A 21,273-nucleotide genomic window follows, 5' to 3' on the forward strand; every position below is an offset into this window, starting at 1 on the left:
CCCCCCCGCCGTGGTCAGATCGGCGGCGCCCGTCACGCAGGCGGCGTGGTGGGCGGTCAGCGCGTCGCGCAGCCAGGGCGGCGCGCCGCCGCCGGCCGTCAGCCTGGCCTCGAGCTCGCGCAGGCGTACGGCGCAGTCGGCGAGCGCGCGGATGTCGGACCGCAGGATCGCGGCGTGGGCGGCGATCGCCGCGCGTTCGGCTGACATCGGTCCTCCGGTCAGGGGATCAGCATCGGGACGGCGGCATCCCGGTCAGGAAGGCAGTACCGGGACGGCGGCACCCCGATCAGGGGATCAGCACCGGGACGGCGGCGTCCCGGAGCGTCTGGTGGGCGGGGGCCGACAGGCACAGCAGCGGGCGGGCGCCGTCGAGACCCAGCTCGCGTAGCCGCCGCGCCAGCGGGTGCGCCGACCGCGGCCCGACCGCGAGCCGCACCCGGGGCACGGGGTGCAGGCGGCCCAGACCGCGGGTCCGTACACATGAGCGCAGCATCGTGTCCGCCGCCCCTCGCGCGTAGCCGACCAGATCGCGGTCACTCACGGGCAGCCAGGGGCCGAGGAGCCCGCGCAGCGTGAGGAGCCGGTCGTCGGCCGGACCGACGTCGACGCGCGCGGTCCTGGTGGTGAGCTCGAGCTCCAGGGGCGCCAGATACGGCTCGCCGCCCCACAACCGCGGCGCCACGGCGTGGACGGCGGCGTCGTCGAGCACGGAGCCGGCCAGGAAGCTGCCAGAACGCCGCCGGTCGGCACCCCGCAGCAGGTCGGGCCAGACGCACAGCGACCGCGACCCCCACGGGCCGGGCACCACGATCCCGAGATGGACCTCGCGGTAGCCGCCCACGCTGGTACGCCGGTTCGAGAAGGCGTGCACGGCCACGAGGGCCCGCCCCGCGACCCGTACGGCCGGCCCGAGCTCGGTCCCCTCCAGCAGGGTCGCCGCCACCGCCGGGTCCGCGGCGAAGTACGCCGTGAGGGCGCCGCCGTCCTGGCACCTGATCGGCAGCTCGACCGGCCCCTCCGGGCCGTCCACCGGGTAGGTGGGCACGGCGAGGAAGGGAAAACCCTCCGGGCGGTCGGCCAGCAGGTACGCCTGCGAGCGCACGACCGGCCCCCGGTACAGCATGAGCCGCCCGTCGATCCGGTGCCGCGCGTCGGGCAGATCGTCGGCGATGTTGGCGATGTAGTGCTCGATGCTGTGGCAGAGCGGGAACAGGTGGGTGGAGTCGGAGTAGTCCACCACGTACCAGTCGGGATGCAGGTCGAAGCAGTTGCCCGCGCCCTGGCCGTCGAGGGTGGGCACGATGTCGTGCTGGTTGGTGACGCTGGCGACCCAGGTGCGCGGGTCGGCGGGGTGCTTGAAGTCGACGGGCGAGCCGACCGCGACGGCGTGGGTGACTTGGTAGCGGGCGCAGAAGTCCGCGTCCTGCGCCAGGTTCATGATGGCCGCGCCGCCTGCGCTGTGCCCGATGAGCGCCAGCTCGGCACCCTGGGGCAGGCCGTAGTCGTCGACGGCCTTGATCAGCGAGCGACTGTAGGGGCTGCTGTCCAGCACGGCGCTGCTGAAGGCGCCGAGCAGGTCCTGGGGTGAGTCGCCGTCCGGCCGTCCCGCCCGCATGCCGGGCGCCTGGACGATGTGGCGGACCACCCCGTCGGGGCCCTCGACACTCTGGATGAGTATCCGGCCGGTCGTCCCGACCACGCTGATGTTGCGCAGGAAGTCGAGCAGTGACCCCTGCGCGCACAGCCGGGCGGATTCGGCGGCGGGCAGGTCGACGCGGGTCGCGGCCCCCTCCCCCGTGTCGAGGGCCGCGACGGCTCTGTTGCTCATACCGGTGATCGGGTCGGCGGTGGCGTAGCCCTTTCCCGTCGCGATCAGCCAGGCGGTGTCGTCGTTGAGCGGGTTCTCGTCGAGCAGCGCCCGCAGGGCGAGGACCTCGCCGAAGATCGGGGCGAGCCCGCTGAGCGCGCGTACCGCCCCGCGGTCCTTGAGCAGGGCGCGGAGCGCGCGGATGGCCTCCAGGTCGCGGTCGGCGGCGGCCGCCTCGATGAGCCGGGTGAGCATGGAGTCGCCGGTCAGCTCGGGGTGGTCGACGGCGACGGCGGCGATCCGCAGCCGCAGCGAGGTGGCCAGCACGCGTACGGCCAGGCTCTCGGCGCCGGCCATGCCGCCGAGCTTGGCCGCCAGGGTGCCCAGCCGGCCGCCGGTGACCGCGTACCCGAGGCCCTTGCGGTTGAGTATCGCGCGGAGCAGCGCGCGGTGGGCCAGGTAACCCGGTGAGGGGGCGTGCGGCAGGGCACGGAGCAGGGCGCCGTCGGTGAGCGCGGCCGTGGTGTGGACCTCCGCCTCCCGGATCGTGACCCCGATGTCGACCAGTTCCCGCGCCGCGTCCCGCAGCGACCCGGCTGCCAGGCCGATCTCCGGCGCGACAGAGCCGATCTCTCGTGCGGCCGGGTCGGGCTCCGGTGCGACAGAGCCGGTGTCCGGTGCGGCCGGGTCGGGCCCGCCGCTCACCGGAGCCCCTTCCGTGCCATGCTGACGAAGCGGGGCCCCGGATCCTCCGGGATGTTGCGGTGCAGTACGTCCGACAGCGTCCGCGTGCTCGCGATGATCCGCATGCCGTGCGGGGTGAAGGTCGCGGCGTTGGACACCCGGGGGGCCAGCAGCGGGTTGGTCAGCGCCTGGGAGAAGGCGTCGATGGCGATGATCTTCGTGAGGAGCGGCGGCAGGATGGCGTCGGGCGCGCCGGGCTCCTCGGCGAACAGGCCGACGTACAGGTCGAGGTCGTCGACGCTGCGGTAGAGCTCCCGCAGCGCGCCGCTGACCCGCTCGTCGCCGGAGACGTGCTCGAACCCGCGCACCCGGGGGAAGCGGCAGTGCTCGCGGTAGCTGTTGTAGGGGGCCAGGCCGAGGGTGCGCGAGTCGGTGATGCTGGCCACGTCGACCTCCCGAAGGACGGGGTCGGTGTTGAACAGCCCGATGCGGCCGGCGCGCTGGCGGGAGGCGTCCTCGAAGAGCCGGCCGAGGCCGTGCTCGGCGATCAGCGCGCCGCCGAGCAGGGTCTGAGCCATCGGCAGCTCGCTTCCGCCGACCGACAGCCGGGAGGGGATCAGGCTGTGCCAGCGGTAGACGAGGTTGAACTCCACCGAGGCCCAGTTCTCCCGGTGCCAGGGCGCGCGGGCCAGCATCGTCGTCAGCCGCGAGTCCAGGGTGAAGCGGAAGTGGTAGGGCGTGATGTGGTTGATGTACTCCTCGACCACCAGCTTGATCAGCAGCACGATGAGGATGTTGCGCGCCGTCTGGAACAGACGCTCGTCGTCCCAGCGCGGGCAGAGCTGGCCGAGCAGGCGGGCCACCCGGTTGTGCTCGCGCAGGAACAGCACCGTGAGCATGGTGAAGCCGAGCTGGATGTTGCCCCGGTCGCTCCCGGTCGCGAACAGCGTGTCGCGCTGCGCGTCGGTGAGCTCCGCGAAGCGGATGACGCTCAGCGGGGCGAACTCCGGTTTGATCTTGCCGTTCTCGCACAGGTAGGGCGGGAACTCCCCGCCGTTGATGTACTGGCTCTTGAGCAGCCCGCCGTCGAACGTACGCAGCGCGGCCGTCGCCTCCTCGCGCAGGCCGTACAGCTGGTTCAGGTCGATCTGGTGGTTGGAGCTGTTCTTGCGGGGGTCACGCGGGATGTGGGTGTCGCCGCGCAGGAAGCCGTCGGTGAACCACTGGGCGAAGTAGGCGAACAGCACCGTGGAGCGCGGGCAGGCGATCATGGTCTCGCCGCGGGTGAACAGGTCGGCGGCCCGCTCGGGCGTGGGCCGGGCGCCCTCGGCCGCCGCGACGGGGGGCATGTGCCGGCCGCTGTAGGTGCGGTCGGTCAGCGAGGCCCATGAGGTGTAGTCGGCCATCGTGCTCAGCGGCTCCGGCCGTGGCGGCATCTCGCGGATCGCGTGGTCGATCAGCATGGCGTTGAGGCGGCACCGTACGGGCTGGATGGACTGGACGAGATCCCAGAACGGCCGGCCGTTGGTCAGGGCCAGGAACCTGAGCCGGTTGGCCACCCCGTCGGTGGCGATGGTCCGCGCCGTCGCTCTGCCGTGCGCCATCGTCAGCCCTCCTGGTCTTCGGGGCCGAGCCCGAGGACGAACCGGTCGGGGAAGATCCCGCCGGCGCGTTCGATCCGCCCTTCCGGGGGTGGGAGCAGGCGCACGCAGGGGCGCAGCAGCAGGCGGCGTACGGCTTCGCAGATGATCGCCCTGGCGGGATGCACGCCGAGGCAGGCGTGGTGACCGTAACCGAAGAACAGCTGATGGTGGGCCGGCCGGTCGAGGCGGAACTCGTCGGGCTCGGCCACCACGTCCGCGTCGAACATGGCCGAGGCCGGCGCGGCGAGCACGAACGTGCCCGCGGGGATCACCGTGCGGCGCGGCGTGCCGGCGGCCAGCACATGGTCGCGTTCGCACAGCCGGGGCAGCAGCTTGAAGAACGGATTGAACCGCAGCGCCTCCCATACATAAGGGTCGAAGCGCGCCGGGTCGGGGTCGCCGGCGGCCTCGACGGCCCGCGCCAGCACCTGCGGGCGCAGCAGCAGCTGCTCGACCGCCTCGACCATGGCGCCGGGCCCGCTCTCCACGAACCCCAGGGGCAGGCCGGCCATGTTGATCAGGATGCGCTCGTCGTCCAGGCCGATCCCGCCGGGCAGGGTGGTGCCGGCGAGCCGGGTGAAGACGTCGTCGGGCAGCTCCAGGCCCGCCCGCAGCGCGACCCTGCGTTCGGCGAGCCGGTCACGCAGGTATGCGACCATCTCCGAGCCGGCCCGGACCGACGCCGCCTGGATCTCCGGATCGCCCAGGAAGTTGGCGAAGCCGTCGGTGACGATGGCCCGCGTCCACCGCGACAGGGTCTGCGCGTCGGGGCCGGGGAAGCCGAAGTACTTCGCGGACACGCCCAGGGCGACGGTGCGGAACAACCCGTGGACCGCTTCGATGCGGCCGTGCGGCCGGGCGGCGTCGAGCAGCTCGTCGGCGATGCTCCCGGCCAGCTCGCGCACCCCGGCCACGTCGCGCGGGTCGAGCATGACCCGCATCAGCCCTTTGTCCCGCCAGTTCATCGGGGTGGCGTCCCGGCCCAGCATGAACGGCCCGCCCAGCGCGGCGTCGAGGCGTGGGCCGAAGGCGCGGACCGAGAAGACCTCCTCGTGGGAGAGCACCTCGGTGACGTCGGCGTAGCGGGTCACGATCGTGAAGACGGGCGTGACGAAGATGGGGCGCCGCTCGCGGAGCTCGGCGAACAGGTCCCGCCAGTCGGTCCGCAGCCACTCCCGGACCAGGCCGAACGCGGACATCGGAGCACGGGCCAGCGCCTCGTCGTATCTCTCCAGATAGCCGCCCGTGGTCGTCTGATCGACAGCACCCATGCCGTAGGCCCTTCCGTCCGACGCCGGAGCGCGCAAAGATCATTACGCTGTGTAGCCACAACCTAGGCAGCCGATACCCATTTCTTGATGACTACCGTATGGAGTGTTTTGATTCCCCTCGGTGATGGGTTCGTCACTTCCAGGTCATTGCCGTGCTCCGGGCACGCGGCCGTTGAATGAGGAGCCGTATCGTCTTCGCCGATCACGGGAGATAGCGTGAACTCGTCGTCCATCCCGCAGCCGGACTCGGGCACGGCGGAGACGGTGACGGCCACCACCGGCCGCCGGACCGTCTACCTGATCGTCCTCGTGGTGCTCCCCGTGCTGCTCCCGGCGCTCGCCGTGCCCGCCGCCTGGGGATGGGGCATCGGCCCGCGCGACGTGGTCATCGCGGTGGTGATGTACCTGATCAGCATCTTCGGGATCGCCATCGGCTATCACCGGCTCTTCACCCATCGGGCCTTCAGGTGCCACCGGCCGCTGCGCGTCGCCCTCATGCTGGCCGGTGGCATGGCGGTCGAGGGCCCGGTCACCCTGTGGGCGGCCGAACACCGCCGTCACCACAAGTACGCCGACCGCGACGGCGACCCGCACTCGCCGTGGCGCTACGGGGACGACGGCCTGGCCCTGCTGCGCGGCATGGCGCACGCCCACATCGGCTGGTTCTACACCGCCCGTCAGCGCTCCAGCCGCCGGCACTGGGTGCCGGACCTGCTGGCCGATCCGGACGTGCGGCGCTTCGACGCCGCCTATCCGGCGGTCGCGGCGTTGTCGTTCGCGCTGCCCACCGCCGTGGGCGGGCTGTGGTCGATGTCGTGGGCGGGCGCGTGGACCGCCTTCTTCTGGGGCGGGCTGGTCCGCTACGCCGTGGTCCACCACGTCACGTGGTCGGTCAACTCCATCGCGCACACCTTCGGCGATCGCCCGTTCCGGACCAGGGACCGCTCGTCGAACGTCCGGTGGGTGGCGATGCTGACGCTCGGCGAGGGCTGGCACAACTGGCACCACATGGAGCCGGCCTGCGCCCGGCACGGGGTGCTGCGGGGCCAGTTCGACCCCAGCGCCCGGCTGATCCGCTGGTTCGAGCTGGCGGGCTGGGCGTTCGGCGTGCGCTGGCCCGACCCCGCCCGCCTGGCCGCCCGCCGTATCGACCAGCGTGATCCACACCCGTGACGACCCGCTTCTGAACGCCAGCTGAACGTCACTCGAAAACGGCATCGCCTGGCGAAATTTGGGCAAGTCGGGTGTCATGGAGCGGGTTTCTCTGCTGGACTCCACCCCCGGGCTGCTGGTGGACGACAGCGACGACGATGATCCGGTGCTGCTGCGCCCGGACGGCAGCCGGGTCGACACCTGGCGCGAGCACTACCCCTACCCCGAGCGGCTGCCGCGGGAGGACTACGACCACGACAAGCGGCTGCTGCAGATCGAGCTGCTGAAACTGCAGTACTGGGTCAAGGACACCGGACGGCGCCTGGTGGTCCTGTTCGAGGGGCGTGACGCGGCGGGCAAGGGCGGCACGATCAAGCGGTTCATGGAGCACCTCAACCCCCGCGGGGCCACCGTGGTCGCGCTGGAGAAGCCGTCCGAGCGCGAACGCACCCAGTGGTACCTCCAGCGCTACATCGCCCACCTGCCCTCCGCCGGGGAGATCGTGCTGTTCGACCGGTCCTGGTACAACCGGGCCGGGGTCGAGCGGGTGATGGGGTTCTGCACCGAGGCCGAGTGCCGGGAGTTCATGGTGCAGGTGCCGCAGTTCGAGCGGGCCCTGGTCCGCGACGGCATCCACCTGGTCAAGCTCTGGTTCTCGGTGACGCGGTCGGAGCAGCGCACCCGCTTCATCATCCGGCAGGTGGATCCGGTGCGGCAGTGGAAGCTGTCGCCGATGGATCTGGCCTCGCTGGATCGGTGGGACGACTACACCAGCGCCAAGGAGGAGATGTTCCTCAACACCGACATCCGCGAGGCGCCGTGGACGGTCATCAAGAGCAACGACAAGAAGCGGGGCCGGCTGGAGGCGATGCGGCACGTGCTGAACCTGTTCGACTACGACAACAAGGACCACGAGGTGGTCGGCTCCCCGGACCCGCTCATCGTCAGGTCGGCCTCCGACATCTACGACGAGGACCACACCACGGGACCATAGGTGGCGAGCAGTGCCGACCACGGTCTCTGTTACCACCTCACATGATCTCTCCTCGACTCGATCGCGACAGCGAGACTCCTGAAGAGGGCTGGGCCGTGACGAGCACCCGCACGTCCCAGGCGCCGAGGTCGAGCGCGGTGCCTGTGGGGACGGAGGCGCCGTCCACGATGTCGGACAGGTCGGCCGGGACCTCCACGCGGGCGGGGTCCCAGCTCCAGTTGTGCACCACGTGGACGCGGCGCCCGTCCGAGGACGCCCCGGTCGTCGCGGTGACGGACGCGGGCAGGCCCTGCCAGCCGCTGACCGCGGCGGGCGCCAGCCAGACGGCGAGCATCCGGGCGAGGTCGCGTCCTGGAACCGTGCCCACGTAGGTGACGCGGCCCGCGCCGTGGCGGTGAGTCGTTACGGCCGGCCAGCGGCCGAAGTGCGGGTGGTCGTAGGTGGCGAGCACGTCGGCATCGACGACGGTGAGGCCGTCGGCCCAGTACGTCGCCGTCGCGTTCCCTGGCAGGTCGAGCGGGCCGCCGGGCACGGCGCGGACGGGGAGGTCGCGCACGAGGTTGCTGAACTCGTCGTAGCGGACGCCCGCGGCGCCGACGAGACGTGCGGGTGCGGGCTCCCGCCGCGCCCGGGCCTCGTGGTCGGCGTAGCCGGTGCGCGGGCCGAGGACCAGGTGGCCGCCGGCCCGGGCGTAGGCTACCAGCCAGTCGATGGTCGCGTCGTCGACGACGTACAGGGCCGGCACGACCAGGACGGGGTGACGGCGGGCGGCCTCCTCGGGCGTCGCCTGGGCCCGCTCACTGCGGGGGTCGTGCAGTTGCCTGGCGTGGATGATCCGCACCTGGCGGCCGGCGTCGAAGGCGCCGCGGTAGAAGGGGTCGAAGATGCGGTGGTAGGCGGCGGCGTCCGGGCCGCCGTCGGCGGTGGGCAGCGGCGGGTACTTCTGCATGAGCCACTTGCTCGGCAGCGAGTAGACCATCGTGAGGTCGGCGTCCGGTTCGAGCCCGGCGACGAGCGGACCGGCGGTTTCCAGCTCGGCCCCGAGGCGTGACAGTTCCTCGTATGTACGGCCTGGCAGATTGCTGTGGGGCAGGACCCCGCCCCAGTATGTCTCCGCGCCGAAGTTCAGTGTGTGCCACTGCCAGTACTCGATCATCCGGGCGCCGCGCGCGATGTGCGCCCACGCGGCCTGCCGCCACTGGCCGTCGTAGCCGGGGCGGTTGTCCCACGGGAAGCCGATGCTCTGGGCGTTGGTCTCGGTGACCAGGAACGGCTCCTGACGAGAGGAGAACATCCGGTCCGCGGTCTGGTACATCGACCACACCCCGGTGGTCACCCACCGTTGCTCGACGTCGTCGCCGGTGCGGTCGGGGAGTTCCAGGGCGTCCTGCATGACGTAGTAGGGATTGCCCGCGGCGATGTCGAGGTGGTCGGTCATCTCGTCGTCCTCGACCCCGGGCCGGGTGTAGGAGATGCACGTCGTGACGAACTGACCAGGAGCGGCGTACTCGCGGACGAGCTCGGCCTGCCAGCCGATGAACTCGCTCACCTGGAGGGCCTGGAACTCCCGCCAGGCGACGTCGTACTGCGGTTGGAGGTTGCCGTCCGGGCGCCACAGGTCGGCCCACGTCGACAGGCGGTGCGACCAGTAGACCAGGCCCCACTCCCGGTTGAGGGTCTCCACATCGCCGTATCGCTCGCGCAACCAGTCGACGAAGCGCTGGAAGACGCCGTGGTTGTGCAGAAGGTGCAAGCCTGGCTCGTTGTCCACCTGGAAGCCGATGACCGCCGGATGATCGGCGTACCGCCCGACGATCTTGCGGATCACCCGCTCGGCGTGGAACCGGAAACCGGGATGGGTGAAGTCGGCCTCCTGCCGGGCGCCCCAGCCGATGCTCTGCCCGGTACCGTGCTCGCCGGCGATCTCCGGGTAGAGGCGGACCAGCCACGGAGGCACCGCGTACGTCGGTGTGCCGAGGATGACCGAGATGCCGCGTTCGTGGGCACCGTCGAGGACCGGCTGGAGCCAGTCGAGATCGAACCTTCCATTCTCCGGCTCCCAAGTGGACCAGACCGACTCCCCGACCCGGATGACGTTGAAGTGAGCGTCGGCCATCAGGTCGAGGTCGATCTTGAGTCGTTCCAGGGACGGCTGGTACTCGTGATAGTAGGCAGCGCCGAAGAGGACGTGGGTGGGCCAGACTGCCATGGGGCGAACCTCCGAGGGAGTGGGACGGGTCATTGCTTGACGCCGCCGGTCGTCAGCCCGCTCTGCCAGTACCGCTGCAGCAGCAGGAAGGCCACGACGAGGGGGATGACCGAGAGCATGGATCCGGTCACGACGAGCGCGAGCATGTCGCTGTTCGCGCCGGCCCCGCCTCCGACGGCCTGAGATGCCCAGGAGGCGAGGCCGACTGTGACGGGGTACAGATTCGGGTCGTTGAGCATGATGAGCGGAAGGAAATAGTTGTTCCAGGTCGTGACGAGCGTGAAGAGCACGACCGTCACCAGGCCCGGGGCAAGCAGCCTCATGGCGATCTGAAAGAAGATCTTGGCTTCGCCCGCTCCGTCGATGCGGGCGGCCTCGAGAATGCTGTCCGGGATGGCGTCATGGGCGTAGATGCGCATGAGGTAGAGGCCGAAGGGACTGACGAGCGAGGGCAAGATGACGGCCCATGGGGTGTTGACCAACTCCACCTTCGCGAACAGCAGGTACGTCGGGATCGCCAGGGCGGTGGTCGGCACCATGATGGCGCCGAGCACCAGGTTGAAGGCGGCGCGGTCACCACGGAAGCGGAACTTGGCGAACCCGTACCCGCCGGCGGCCGCCAGGAGCGCGGCGCCGAAGGCGCTGACGACGGCGTACACCACGGTGTTGAGCAGCCAGTGCGCGAAGATCCCGTCGTCGTGGGCGAAGGTCGAGCCGATGTTGGCCAGCAGCTGCGGGGTGCGCGAGAACCACAGCCCGAACGTCGTGAACAGGTCCTGAGTGCTCTTGGTCGAGGCGACGACCAGCCAGAACAGCGGCAGGAGGAAGTACGCCAGCGCGGCCAGCATGGCGATCGTCAGCGGCGCGCTGTGCCGCCGCCGGGTCGGCGACCGGCGCCGGGCCCGGCCCGCCGGGGCGCTCAAGGCTGTTGAGGTCATGAGGTCCTCCAGCGGTTGGCGGTGAGCAGGACGGCGTAGGAGACGATCACGATGACCACCCCGAGGAGGAACGACACCGTGGCCGCGTAGTTGATCTGCTGGCTGGTGAAGGCCAGGGAGTAGGCGTAGAGGTTGGCGGTGTAGGCGCTGTCGATGACGTCCGGGGCCAGGCGCTGCAGCAGATTCGGCTCGTTGAACAGCTGGAAGCTGCCGATCACGGAGAACACCAGAGCCAGGAGGAGTGCCGGCCGCAGTGCGGGGAGTTTGACGCTCCAGGCGATCCGCCACGCGCCGGCCCCGTCCATCGCCGCCGCCTCGTAGAGGTCCTGGGGGATCGCCCGCAGGGCGGCGTACAGCAAGATCATGTTGTAGCCCACGAACTCCCAGGTCACGATGTTCGCCAGGCTCCCGAGCATCCAGCCGTCGCTGAGGAAGCGCGGCGCCGCCAGATTCAGCGCCTTGCTCAGCTGGGCGAAGGGGCCGTAGTCCGGCCCGTAGAGGTAGCCCCACATGAGCGAGGCGACGACGCTGGGGACGGCGTACGGGACGAATATGCCGAGCCGCACCACTCGCGCGAGCCACAGCAGCCCGCTGTCGAGCGCGAGCGCGAAGAGCAGCGCCAGCAGCAGCATCACGGGGACCTGGATCACGAAGAACACCGCGACGCGGAGAATCCCCTGGATGAGGTGCGGGTCCTGGACGGCGGTCACATAGTTCGCGAGCCCCACGAACGTCGTCCCGCCGATGAGCCGCTCCTGGAACAGGCTGAGATAGGCGGCGTAGCCAAGCGGAGTGAGGAAGAGCACCAGGAAGAGCACCAGAAACGGGGCGACGAACAACGGTCCTGCCGCCCGTCGCCGGGCACGACCGCGCCGGAGACGCATCGTCGCCGCTCGGTGCGGGTGCTCGCGGGAGGCCGCGGTCATAGCAGTCATCGTCGGGCCTTTCTACGGTGGTGACGGGCCCCGCACCGGCGCGCGGGACCCGGTGGCGGTCACTGGCCCTGGACGGTGAAGCCCTGGCTCTTGGCGAACGTGGTGATCCGCGTCTGCCACTGGTCAAGCGCGGCGGCGGCGTCGCTCTTGCCGGCGAGGGACTTGCCGACGGTCTCGGTCCAGTCCGTCACCACCTGGTCGAGGAACGGCGGCCACTGGAAGGTGGGCTTGACCGTGCCGCTGATGTCGGCGAACACCTGGTTGACCTGCTGACCGCCGTAGAAGGCAGGCTTCTCACCGACGTAGCTCCGGTCGGCGAGCAACGCCTTCGTCGCCGGGAAGAAGAACTGCTTGGTGGCGAACAGCTTGGCGCTCTCGGGATCGCTGTTGATGAACTGGGCGAACGTCGCCGCCGCGATCGGGTTCTTGGTCGTCTTGGTGACCGCGCTGGTCGAGCCACCCCAGTTGCCGGAGAGCGGGTTGGCCGGGTCCCACTGCGGCAGCGGGGCCGCCCGCCACTTGCCCGCGGTCGCCTTGGCCGCGCCGGAGAGGAAGAGCGGTCCCCAGGCCGCGGTGATCCAGGTGGCGTACTTGCCCTTGTTGAGCGCGGAGAACCAGGCATCGGTGAAGTCCGGCTCGACGCCGATGACGCCGTCCTTCGCGAGCCCGCCCCAGTACGTGGCGAGCTTCTTGGCGGTCTCGTCGTTGACCTTGATCGAGATGTCGCTCTTGTTAGCGCTAACATATGGCTGAGCCCCGGCCTGCCAGAGAAGGCCGTGCCACGCGGCGGCCTCGTTCGAGGCGAGATCGGTCAGGTAGATGTCCGGGTCGGCCGCGTGGAGCTTGCGCGCTGCGGCGGCGAACTCGTCCCAGGTCTTCGGCACCGCGATGCCGTGCTTGTCGAAGACGTCCTTCCGGTACAGCATGCCCATCGGGCCGGTGTCCTGCGGGATCGCCCAGACCTCCCCACCCGCGCCGCTGACCTGCCCCCACGTCCAGTCCACGAACTTGTCCCGCAACGCCGACGCCCCGTACGGCCGCAGGTCCAGCAGACTGTCGGTGATCGTGAACGTCGGGATGTACTGGTACTCCATCTGCACGACATCAGGTGCGCCGGTGCCCGCCTTGAGTGCCGTGCGGAGCTTGGTGTACTGCGGCACGCCCTGGCCGGCGTTGACCACCTTCACGTGGATCGCCGGATACTTCTTCTCGAAGAGCGCGACCTCCTGCTGGATGTCCGGGACCCAGGTCCAGAACGTCAGCTCGGTCGGAGTGGACATCGCCTTGTCGATCTCCGCCTGGCTCATGGCCGCGGCGGCGGAAGGGGCTGACGAAGCAGTGCCGCCACCGGCGCCGCTGCCGCCGCCGCACGCGGCCAGCGCCACGCACAGCGACATCGCTCCGGCCGTGGCGAGAACGAGCCGACGGCTGATCGGGGGGTGACTGGATGGAGGCATGGAGGAACTCCCGTCAATGGGGATGGCTGATCGGCGCGCCTGGCGACAGGCGGTGAAAGGGATGAGAAGGCGGACGTGGCCGGCCGGGCTGGGGGCTGATCGACGCTGATCAGCGAGAGGTCGCACGCCCACGTCCCGGGGTCGTCCGAGGCGGGGGCGCGGTCGAGGCGCGGACGACGAGCTCGACCGGGTGGTCGGCCGCCGGCGGCAGATCTTCGTGCGGCTGCTCGATGGCATGGACGAGGAGCTGGAGTCCCGCCGTCGCCACGGCGTCGAACGGCTGACGCACCGTGGTGAGAGGAGGGGTCACGTACGCGGCGACGGGGATGTCGTCGAAACCGGCGACGCTGACGTCGTCCGGCACCCGGCGACCGGCTTCCATCAGCGCGCGGATCACGCCGATGGCCATGTCGTCGTTCGCGGCGAACACCGCGGTCACATCGTCGTCGGAGGCCAGCCGGCGGCCTGCCGCGTATCCGGACGCGGCCGACCAGTCACCCTCGACGACAGGCGGGCCGACGAGACCGCGGGCCGTCAGCGCCCCTCGCCACGCCCCGAGACGTTCCCTGGCGGCATACCAGCGCTGCGGACCGGCGACGTGATGGACGGTGGCGTGTCCCAGATCCAGCAGATGCTCGGTGGCCGCCCGGGCCAGTTCGTCGGAGCCGACACCCGCGGTCACCACGCGAGGGGCGGAGAAGGGCAGGGGAGCGCCTAAGACCAGAACGGGCACGTCGGCGCGGACGGGCTCCGCTCCCTCGTCTATCGGCTCGGAGATGACGATGCCGTCCACTCCCTGCTCCAGGAGGGATTCCACGGCACCGGCGATGCCCGATGGGTCGCCCTCCACGGTGTTGACCACGCGCAGCGCGTAACCCGCGTCCCGGACGGCTCGCTCGATGCCCATGAGCAGCGAGGCGGGACCGTACAAGGCCGTCCCGAGCGACACCACGCCGATGGAACGACTCCGTCCGGAGGCGAGCGCACGAGCGGCGTTGTTCAGCCGGTAGCCGAGTTGTTCAGCGGCGGCGAGCACGCGCTGGCGCACCTCGGTGGAGACGTACTGCTCGTTGTTGAGGACCCTGGACACGGTCTTCTGCGAGACGCCCGCCAGGCGCGCCACGTCGACGCTTCGCGGCATGGAGGCGCTTCCGCCCCGCCTCACTTCTCGTGTCACGGCCTCTTCCTCCCTGCCGAAGCTGATCCTTATCTATCGAGGTCAGCAGCGTGACTGCGCAGTCATGTCTGCGCAGTCACATCTACGCAGGCCGGGAGGGCGCATGTCAAGAGTTCGCAACGCATCCGTAACCTGAGGCGTCTTCGGCGAAGATCCCAGGACCGCCGCAGTTCGCGCAGCTCACCGTGAATGACGGCAACTCAGCTCCCCGCTCCGTGGAAGGTGACGTTCAGCTCGCCCTTGTCGACGTCGACCGTGATGGTCGAGCCTTCGGGGACGTCGCCGCTGAGCAGGGCGCGCCCGATCCGGGTCTCGACCTCGCGGGCGATGAAGCGGCGCAGCGGCCGGGCGCCATAGACCGGGTCGTAGCCCTGGTTGGCGATGAGCCGCCGCGCCTCGGCGGTGACCTCCAGGGTGAGACGCCGCTCGGCCAGCCGCTGGCGGATGTCGTCGAACATCAGCTCGACGATCTGTTCGATCTCGGCCTCGGTCAGCGGCTTGAACAGCACGATGTCGTCGACCCTGTTGAGGAACTCCGGACGGAAGTGCCGGCGCAGCTCTCCCAGCACCCGCTCGCGCGCCTCGGGCTTGATCTCGCCGTCGGAGGTGACCCCGTCGAGCAGGTACTGCGAGCCGATGTTGGAGGTCATGATGATCACGGTGTTGCGGAAGTCGACCGTGCGGCCCTGCGCGTCGGTCAGCCGCCCGTCGTCGAGGACCTGCAGCAGCGTGTTGAACACGTCCGCGTGCGCCTTCTCGATCTCGTCGAACAGCACCACCGAGTACGGCTTGCGGCGCACCGCCTCGGTCAGCTGGCCGCCCTCCTCGTAGCCGATGTAGCCGGGCGGCGCGCCGACCAGGCGGCTGACCGTGTGCCGCTCCTGGTACTCGCTCATGTCGATGCGGATCATGTTGTCCTCGGTGTCGAACAGCGCGGCCGCGAGCGACTTGGCGAGCTCGGTCTTGCCGACTCCGGTCGGCCCGAGGAAGAGGAAGGATCCGATGGGGCGCCGGGGGTCCTTGATGCCGGATCGGGCGCGGATGACGGCGTCGGCGACCAGCCGCACGGCCTCCTCCTGGCCGATGACCCGTTCGTGCAGGATCTCGTCCAGCCTGAGCAGCTTGTCGCGCTCGGCTTCCTGCAGCCGGCTCACGGGGATGCCGGTCCAGCGCGAGACGATGGAGGCGATCTCCTCCTCGGTCACGACCTCGCGCAGCAGCCGGTGCCCGCTCTGCCGGCTGCCCAGCCGCTCCTCCTCGGCACGGAGCCGGCGTTCCAGTTCGGGGAGCCTGCCGTGGCGGAGTTCGGCGGCGCGGTTGAGGTCGTAGTCGCGTTCGGCCTGCTCCGCCTCCCGCCGTACGGTCTCCAGTTCCTGCCGCAGGGCCTGCACCTTGCGCAGGGCCGAGCGCTCGGCCTCCCACTGCGCCCGGGTGGCGCCGGCCTGGGCGCGCAGGTCGGCCAGCTCCTTGCGGAGATCGGTGAGGCGGGTCTGGCTCGCGGGGTCCTCCTCCTTGGCCAGCGCGGCCTCCTCGATCTCCAGGCGCATCACCCGCCGGGTCAGCTCGTCGAGCTCGGCGGGCATGGAGTCGATCTCGGTACGGAGCATCGCGCACGCCTCGTCGACCAGGTCGATGGCCTTGTCCGGCAGGAACCGGTCGGCGATGTAGCGGTGGCTCAGCTTCACCGCGGCGACGAGCGCGCTGTCCTGGATCTTCACGCCGTGGAAGATCTCCAGCCGCTCGCGCAGTCCGCGCAGGATCGAGATGGCGTCCTCGACGGAGGGCTCTTCGACGAGCACCGGCTGGAAGCGCCGCTCCAGTGCCGCGTCCTTCTCGATGTGCTGGCGGTACTCCTCGATCGTGGTCGCGCCGATCATGTGCAGTTCGCCACGCGCGAGCATCGGCTTGAGCATGTTGCCGGCGTCCATGGAGCCTTCGGCCGCCCCGGCGCCGACCACCGTGTGGAGCTCGTCGACGAACAGGATGATCCGGCCCTCCGCGCTCTTCACCTCGTTCAGCACCGCCTTGAGGCGTTCCTCGAACTCCCCCCGGTACTTGGCGCCGGCCACGAGTGCGCCCATGTCCAGGCTGAAGACGGTCTTGTCGCGCAGCCCCTCGGGGACGTCGCCGTGGGCGATCCGCTGGGCGAGCCCTTCGACGATGGCCGTCTTGCCGACACCGGGGTCACCGATCAGGACGGGGTTGTTCTTGGTCTTGCGGGAGAGGATCTGGATCACGCGGCGGATCTCGGTGTCGCGGCCGATCACCGGGTCGAGTTTGTCCGCGCGGGCTTCGGCCACCAGGTCGCGCCCGTACTTCTCCAGCGCCTCGTAGGCCGCTTCGGGCATGGCGGAGGTGACCCGCTGGTTGCCCCGGATGGCGGTGAGCGCCTGGAGGAAGCGGTCCCTGGTGAGTCCCTGGCTGTGCAGCAGGCGGCCCGCCGGGGTCGCGCTGCCTTCCTCGATCAGGGCCAGCAGCAGGTGCTCGACGGAGACGTACTCGTCCTTGAGCCGCTTCGCCTCCCGGTCCGCGGTGTCGAGCAGCCGGGACAGCCGCTGGGTGACGAAGACCTGGCCGGGTGTGGCACCCGGCCCGCTGACCTTGGGGCGATGGGAGAGTTCGGCCTCCAGGTCGGCGCGCACGCTCTTCGGGTCGGCCCCGGCCATCTCCACCAGCCGGGGCGCGAGCCCCTCCGGTTGATCGAGCAGGGCCAGCAGGAGGTGCTCGGCGTCGACCTCGGTGTGCCCGTGACGCAGGGCCTTGGTCTGCGCGTCGTGCAGGGCCTCCTGCGATTTCTGGGTCATCCGGTTCGGGTCCACTCCACTCTCCTCAATGTCGTCCCCTCAATGTCGTGTGGACAGGCTCCGCAGGGTCGTCTCCAGTTCCTCGATCCGGTCGAGCAGGTCGATCACCAGGCCGATGGCGGCGTAGTTGAGCGACAGGCCGGTGTGCAGCCGCTGGATCCTGGCCGCCAACGCCACCTGGGCTGGCGGGAAGCACAGGTCGCCCTTGGCGTCCCTGGCCGGTTCGAGCAGGCCCAGCGCCACGAGCCGGCGGACTGCCTCCGGGTGCAGGCCGGTGGCGTGCGCGAAGGAGTTCAGGTCCAGCAGGATCGGGCGTACGAGCGCGTACGTCATGAACGCCCCCTCGGGTCGAAGGCCGAGACGGCGGCGAGCTGCTCGAACAGGCGCCGCTCCGCCTCGCTGAGCCGGGCCGGCACCATGATCCGCACCTCGGCGAAGAAGTCGCCCGGGCCGCCGCGCGGGCTGGGCATGCCGCGCCCGCGCAGCCGCAGGCGGCGGCCGGTCGAGGAGGCCGGCGGCACCTTGAGCTTCGCCTCGCCGCCCGGCGTGTCGATGGCGACCGTGGCGCCCAGCGCGGCCTCCCAGGGGGCGAGCGGCAGGACGGCGTGGATGTCGCGGCCCTCCACGCGGTAGCGGGGATGCTCGGCGATCCGCGCGATGAGGTAGAGGTCGCCGCGCTTGGCCTCCTCGCTTCCGTGCCCGCCCTGGCCGGCGAGCCTGATGCGCTGCCCGTTCGTGACGCCCGCGGGGATCGCGACGTCCAGCCGCCGGCCGCCGGGCAGCGTGATGCTGCGCCGCCCGCCCTGGTAGGCCTCCTCGACGGTGAGCGTCAGCTCCGCCTCCTGGTCGGCGCCGGGCACGGGCCCCCAGCCCCGCCTGCCGCGACCGCCGAACATGCCACCGAGCAGGTCCTCGATGTCGATGCCCTCCTCCGTGCCGAACCCCTCCGTGCCGAACCCGAAGTCCTGGGTCCCCGCCGAGCTCCGCTGGCCGCCCCGGCCCGCGCGGGCCCGCGCCCACTGCGCGGGGTCCACATCGGGCGGCACCTGGCGGAAATCATGCCCGAACGCGTCGTAGCGGCGGCGCGTGCCGGGGTCGGAGAGTACGGAGTACGCCTCCGAGATCTCCTTGAACCGGTCCTCCGCGCCGGGATCCTTGTTGACGTCGGGATGGTGGGCGCGGACGAGTTTGCGATAGGCCCGCTGGATCTCGTCCTGGTCGGCCTTCCTGTCGACGCCGAGCACCTCGTAGAAGTCCCGCCGGGCCGCCATCACTCCGCCTTCTTCGCCACGACCACGACCGCGGGCCGGAGCTGCCGCAGATCGTCGCCGTAGCCCGGCCGGACCACCTGCACGACGGTGCCCGGCGCGACGTCGTCCCGTTCGACGGTCGCCACCGCCTCGTGGTGAACGGGATCGAACGGCACGCCGGTCTCGTCATGGCGGGCGTAGCCCAGCCGGGCCAGCACCGCGAGAGCCTGGTCGCGCACGGCCCGTACGCCTTCGACTATCGCGTGCGCGTCTCCTTCCTGACCGGCCGCGTGGCCCAGCGCGAGCTCCAGGTTGTCCAGGACGGGCAGCCACTCGCCCGCCACCCTGTCCCGCTCCTCGGCCCGCAGCCGTTCGGTGTCCCGGGCGATGCGTTTGCGCACGTTGTCCAGCTCGGCGACCGAACGCAGCCAGCGGTCCTCCAGCTCCGCGAGCTTGGCGTCGGTCTCCTCGGGCGCGTCCGCCACCGCGTCAGCCACCGTGTCCGACACCGCGGGCGCGCCCGGCGCCTCGTCCGTCCTGTCTTCGCGGTCGTTCATGTCACTCCGAGTCGGACGTGGTGAACTCGGCGTCGATCACGTCCTCATCGCCACCGGCCGCGGTCTCCGTCCTTCCCTGTGGTGGCACGCCCTGCCGGCTGGTGGCCGCGAGCCCGTGGAAGACCTGCTGGAGTTCGCCGCTGAGCGCACGCAACCGGTCGGTCGGCACCTCTTCCTTGATCGCCTGCCGGGCCTCCTGGACGAGCTGCTCCCCACGTGCCTTCTCGTGTACGGGGACGGCGTCGCCGAGCTCCTGCAGGCGGCGTTCCACCTGGTAGGCGATCGAGTCCAGCTCGTTGCGGGCGTCGATCGTCTCCCGGATCCTGGCGTCCTCGCCGCGGTTGCGCTCGGCGTCGGCGACCATCCGCTCGATCTCCTGCTTGTCCAGGTTGGAGCTCTCGCTGATGGTGATCCGCTGCTCGGCGCCGGTGTCCTTGTCGCGGGCGGAGACGTTGAGTATGCCGTTGGCGTCGATGTCGAAGGTGACCTCGACCTGCGGCTCCCCCCGGGGCGCGGGCCGGATGTTCTCCAGCCGGAAGCGCCCGAGCACCCGGTTGTCGGCCGCGCGTTCCCGCTCCCCCTGCAGGATCACGATGTCGACGGCGCCCTGGTTGTCGTCGGCCGTGCTGAAGGTCTCGGCCCGGCGGGCCGGGATCGTCGTGTTGCGTTCGATGACCTTGGTCATGACGCCGCCGAGCGTCTCGACGCCCAGCGAGAGAGGCGTGACGTCGAGCAGTACGACGTCCTCGACCTCACCCTTGATGATGCCCGCCTGGATCGCCGCGCCGATGGCCACGACCTCGTCCGGGTTCACCGTCATGTTGGGGTCCTTGCCGCCGGTGAGCCTGCGCACCAGGCTCTGTACGGCGGGGATCCGGGTCGACCCGCCGACGAGGATCACCTCGTCGATGTCCGCGGGCCTGAGCTTGGCGTCCTCCATCGCCTGCTCGACCGGGTGAACGCAGCGTTCGACCAGGTCGGCGGTGATCTGGTCGAACGTGGAGCGCATCAGCGTGGTGTTGAGGTGCTTCGGCCCCGAGGCGTCCGCCGTGATGAACGGCAGGCTGATCGTGGTCTGGGTCACCGAGGAGAGCTCGACCTTGGCCTTCTCCGCCGCTTCGAACAGCCGCTGCAGGGCCTGCGGGTCCTTGCGCAGGTCGATGCCCTGCTCCTTCTGGAACTCGTCGGCCAGGTAGTCGACGATGCGCCGGTCGAAGTCGTCGCCGCCCAGGTGTCCGTCGCCGGAGGTCGAACGTACCTCGACGACCCCGTCACCGATGTCCAGGACGCTGACGTCGAAGGTGCCGCCGCCCAGGTCGAAGACCAGCACGGTCTCGTTGGCCTTCTTGTCCAGCCCGTAGGCCAGCGCGGCGGCGGTCGGCTCGTTGATGATCCGCAGGACCTCCAGCCCCGCGATGCGCCCCGCGTCCTTGGTCGCCTGACGCTGGGCGTCGTTGAAGTAGGCCGGGACGGTGATGACGGCCTCGGTCACCTTCTCGCCGAGATACTTCGCCGCGTCTGCGGCGAGCTTCCTCAGCACGAGGGCCGAGACCTCCTCCGGAGCGTACTGTTTGTCGCCGACCTGGAAGCGTACGGCTCCGTCGGGCCCCTCCACCACGTCGAAGGAGACCGCGTGGAGCTCGCTCTCGACCTCGTTGTAACGGCGGCCGATGAAGCGCTTGGCGGAGTAGATCGTCCCTTTCGGGTTGAGTATGGCCTGCCGGCGGGCCAGCTGGCCTACCAGCCGCTCGCCCTGGTCGGTGAACGCGACCACCGACGGCGTCGTCCGGGAGCCCTCCGCGTTGGGAATCACCGTGGGCTGACCGTCCTCCGTGGCGGCGATCACCGAGTTGGTCGTACCGAGGTCGATGCCGACTGCTTTCGCCATGGCGAGCTCCCCCTAGCCCGTTGATTTTCCGATCTGTCCGAGTAGTTCCTGGGCTCTGGGCACGAGTTCGGACTCGACGAGGACCTCGTACTTGTCGGCGACCAGGCCGCTCTCCGAGACGAAGTCCCGGCGTCCGCCGTGCACCGAGTGCGCGATCAGGCCGTAGATCGCTCCGGCGATCAATCCCCAGATCAGGCCCCACAGCACCACGGCGAGGGTCATCCGGGGCGAGAAGATCCCCAGGAACAGGCCGATGAGCACGCCGAACCAGGCACCGGACGCGGCGCCCAGCCCGATCGCGCGCAGGTAGGTCATGCGTGAGACCACTTGCTCCACCGAGCGCAGGCCCACGCCGACGATCAGGGTTCCCTGTACGTGGAATCCATGGTCGGACAGGAAGTCGACGGCCTTCTCGGCCTCTTGATATGTCGGGTAGCTGGCGACCGGTACCCGGTTCGCCGTGATGGGACCATGTGGTGCTAGAGACACGGCTCCTCCTTGTTCAGG

General features: G+C 70.3%; 17 protein-coding genes. 2 read left to right on the forward strand and 15 right to left on the reverse strand.

Going from position 1 to position 21,273, the window contains the following annotated elements; genetic code table 11:
- The 4 genes from KME78_RS48880 to KME78_RS48895 all read right to left on the reverse strand — a co-directional run.
- A partial coding sequence (locus KME78_RS48880; RefSeq protein ID WP_219536849.1) for a hypothetical protein occupies positions 1-207 on the reverse strand: 207 nt, incomplete at its 3' end.
- A gap of 79 nt (positions 208-286) precedes the next feature.
- On the reverse strand, positions 287-2,512 hold the full coding sequence (locus KME78_RS48885) for an alpha/beta hydrolase family protein (protein WP_308127415.1): 2,226 nt from the start codon (positions 2,510-2,512) through the stop codon (positions 287-289).
- The gene (locus tag KME78_RS48890) at positions 2,509-4,095 is read right to left on the reverse strand and encodes a peroxidase family protein (RefSeq protein WP_219536850.1); all 1,587 of its coding nucleotides are present in this window, start codon (positions 4,093-4,095) and stop codon (positions 2,509-2,511) included. Before KME78_RS48890 ends, KME78_RS48885 begins: the two co-directional genes overlap by 4 nt.
- 2 nt (positions 4,096-4,097) lie before the next feature.
- Entirely contained in the window at positions 4,098-5,405 is a 1,308-nt protein-coding gene (locus KME78_RS48895; RefSeq protein ID WP_219536851.1) for a cytochrome P450, read from the reverse strand.
- A 216-nt stretch (positions 5,406-5,621) separates the two neighbouring features.
- On the opposite strand from KME78_RS48895, the gene KME78_RS48900 reads away from it, so the two are divergent.
- A complete protein-coding gene (locus KME78_RS48900; RefSeq protein WP_219536852.1) occupies positions 5,622-6,578 on the forward strand; it encodes an acyl-CoA desaturase in 957 nt (318 codons plus the stop codon).
- A 76-nt stretch (positions 6,579-6,654) separates the two neighbouring features.
- The gene (ppk2, locus tag KME78_RS48905) at positions 6,655-7,551 is read left to right on the forward strand and encodes a polyphosphate kinase 2 (protein ID WP_219536853.1); all 897 of its coding nucleotides are present in this window, start codon (positions 6,655-6,657) and stop codon (positions 7,549-7,551) included.
- Positions 7,552-7,588: 37 nt separating this feature from the next.
- On the opposite strand, the gene KME78_RS48910 is transcribed toward ppk2, so the two are convergent.
- The 11 genes from KME78_RS48910 to KME78_RS48960 form a co-directional block, all read right to left on the reverse strand.
- The gene (locus KME78_RS48910) at positions 7,589-9,760 is read right to left on the reverse strand and encodes a beta-galactosidase (RefSeq protein ID WP_219536854.1); all 2,172 of its coding nucleotides are present in this window, start codon (positions 9,758-9,760) and stop codon (positions 7,589-7,591) included.
- 29 nt (positions 9,761-9,789) lie between these two features.
- Positions 9,790-10,698, reverse strand: coding sequence for a carbohydrate ABC transporter permease (locus KME78_RS48915; protein WP_219536855.1), 909 nt, complete (start codon positions 10,696-10,698; stop codon positions 9,790-9,792).
- The gene (locus KME78_RS48920) at positions 10,695-11,624 is read right to left on the reverse strand and encodes a carbohydrate ABC transporter permease (protein ID WP_246653593.1); all 930 of its coding nucleotides are present in this window, start codon (positions 11,622-11,624) and stop codon (positions 10,695-10,697) included. The genes KME78_RS48915 and KME78_RS48920 overlap by 4 nt, the downstream gene beginning before the upstream one ends.
- 68 nt (positions 11,625-11,692) lie before the next feature.
- The gene (locus KME78_RS48925) at positions 11,693-13,090 is read right to left on the reverse strand and encodes an extracellular solute-binding protein (protein ID WP_219536856.1); all 1,398 of its coding nucleotides are present in this window, start codon (positions 13,088-13,090) and stop codon (positions 11,693-11,695) included.
- A 109-nt stretch (positions 13,091-13,199) separates the two neighbouring features.
- On the reverse strand, positions 13,200-14,231 hold the full coding sequence (locus KME78_RS48930) for a LacI family DNA-binding transcriptional regulator (RefSeq protein WP_219536857.1): 1,032 nt from the start codon (positions 14,229-14,231) through the stop codon (positions 13,200-13,202).
- Between the two features lie 236 nt (positions 14,232-14,467).
- A complete protein-coding gene (gene clpB / locus KME78_RS48935; RefSeq protein ID WP_219536858.1) occupies positions 14,468-17,071 on the reverse strand; it encodes an ATP-dependent chaperone ClpB in 2,604 nt (867 codons plus the stop codon).
- A 39-nt stretch (positions 17,072-17,110) separates the two neighbouring features.
- Complete coding sequence (locus tag KME78_RS48940; protein ID WP_219536859.1) at positions 17,111-17,404, reverse strand: chaperone modulator CbpM; 294 nt, start codon at positions 17,402-17,404, stop codon at positions 17,111-17,113.
- Positions 17,401-18,342 carry a DnaJ C-terminal domain-containing protein gene (locus KME78_RS48945; RefSeq protein WP_219536860.1) on the reverse strand — a complete coding sequence of 314 codons (942 nt, stop codon included), beginning with the start codon at positions 18,340-18,342 and terminating at the stop codon, positions 17,401-17,403. The genes KME78_RS48940 and KME78_RS48945 overlap by 4 nt, the downstream gene beginning before the upstream one ends.
- On the reverse strand, positions 18,342-18,878 hold the full coding sequence (locus KME78_RS48950; RefSeq protein WP_219536861.1) for a nucleotide exchange factor GrpE: 537 nt from the start codon (positions 18,876-18,878) through the stop codon (positions 18,342-18,344). The genes KME78_RS48945 and KME78_RS48950 overlap by 1 nt, the downstream gene beginning before the upstream one ends.
- 1 nt (position 18,879) lies before the next feature.
- Complete coding sequence (gene dnaK, locus KME78_RS48955) at positions 18,880-20,766, reverse strand: molecular chaperone DnaK (protein ID WP_219536862.1); 1,887 nt, start codon at positions 20,764-20,766, stop codon at positions 18,880-18,882.
- Positions 20,767-20,778: 12 nt separating this feature from the next.
- Complete coding sequence (locus KME78_RS48960; RefSeq protein WP_219536863.1) at positions 20,779-21,255, reverse strand: general stress protein; 477 nt, start codon at positions 21,253-21,255, stop codon at positions 20,779-20,781.
- Between the last annotated feature and the right edge of the window lie 18 nt (positions 21,256-21,273).

Origin of the sequence: Nonomuraea guangzhouensis (genome assembly GCF_019396345.1) — a bacterium.
Taxonomy (GTDB): Bacteria; Actinomycetota; Actinomycetes; order Streptosporangiales; family Streptosporangiaceae; genus Nonomuraea; species Nonomuraea guangzhouensis.

Excerpts from the sequence above, each read along its gene's own strand:
- KME78_RS48890 (WP_219536850.1), bottom strand. The coding sequence starts at position 4,095 with ATGGCGCACGGCAGAGCGACGGCGCGGACCATCGCCACCGACGGGGTG.
- KME78_RS48895 (WP_219536851.1), bottom strand. The coding sequence starts at position 5,405 with ATGGGTGCTGTCGATCAGACGACCACGGGCGGCTATCTGGAGAGATAC.
- ppk2 (WP_219536853.1), top strand. The coding sequence starts at position 6,655 with ATGGAGCGGGTTTCTCTGCTGGACTCCACCCCCGGGCTGCTGGTGGAC.
- KME78_RS48910 (WP_219536854.1), bottom strand. The coding sequence starts at position 9,760 with ATGGCAGTCTGGCCCACCCACGTCCTCTTCGGCGCTGCCTACTATCAC.
- KME78_RS48915 (WP_219536855.1), bottom strand. The coding sequence starts at position 10,698 with ATGACCTCAACAGCCTTGAGCGCCCCGGCGGGCCGGGCCCGGCGCCGG.
- KME78_RS48920 (WP_246653593.1), bottom strand. The coding sequence starts at position 11,624 with ATGACCGCGGCCTCCCGCGAGCACCCGCACCGAGCGGCGACGATGCGT.
- KME78_RS48925 (WP_219536856.1), bottom strand. The coding sequence starts at position 13,090 with ATGCCTCCATCCAGTCACCCCCCGATCAGCCGTCGGCTCGTTCTCGCC.
- KME78_RS48930 (WP_219536857.1), bottom strand. The coding sequence starts at position 14,231 with ATGCCGCGAAGCGTCGACGTGGCGCGCCTGGCGGGCGTCTCGCAGAAG.
- clpB (WP_219536858.1), bottom strand. The coding sequence starts at position 17,071 with ATGACCCAGAAATCGCAGGAGGCCCTGCACGACGCGCAGACCAAGGCC.
- KME78_RS48940 (WP_219536859.1), bottom strand. The coding sequence starts at position 17,404 with ATGACGTACGCGCTCGTACGCCCGATCCTGCTGGACCTGAACTCCTTC.
- KME78_RS48945 (WP_219536860.1), bottom strand. The coding sequence starts at position 18,342 with ATGGCGGCCCGGCGGGACTTCTACGAGGTGCTCGGCGTCGACAGGAAG.
- KME78_RS48950 (WP_219536861.1), bottom strand. The coding sequence starts at position 18,878 with ATGAACGACCGCGAAGACAGGACGGACGAGGCGCCGGGCGCGCCCGCG.
- dnaK (WP_219536862.1), bottom strand. The coding sequence starts at position 20,766 with ATGGCGAAAGCAGTCGGCATCGACCTCGGTACGACCAACTCGGTGATC.